This window comes from Streptomyces longispororuber (genome assembly GCF_024448165.1).
In the GTDB taxonomy this organism is placed as follows: Bacteria; Actinomycetota; Actinomycetes; order Streptomycetales; family Streptomycetaceae; genus Streptomyces; species Streptomyces longispororuber_A.
Genome location: NZ_JAMOLN010000443.1, coordinates 1 through 206 on the forward strand (window position 1 = coordinate 1; position 206 = coordinate 206).

Genomic DNA, 206 nt, shown 5'->3' on the forward strand with positions numbered 1-206 from the left:
AGTCAGGCCATCGCCGCGGAGCTGGCCGGGCGCGGCGGCATGGCGTCGGTCGCGCTGGCCGAGGGCGAGGCCCTGGATCGGCTGGAGCGCTGGGCGGACCGGGTGGAGGTCGCGGCCGTCAACGGCCCGAGCTCCGTGGTGATCGCGGGTGACGCCGAAGCGCTGGACGAGGCGCTGGCCGCTCTGACGGCCGATGGTGTCCGGGT

At 76.2% G+C, this 206-nt stretch carries 1 protein-coding gene; it reads left to right on the forward strand.

Features of this window, described 5'->3' with window-relative positions; translation table 11 throughout:
- The coding region (locus M4J07_RS47765) for an acyltransferase domain-containing protein (protein ID WP_255983674.1) at window positions 1-206 on the forward strand (206 nt) is incomplete at both ends.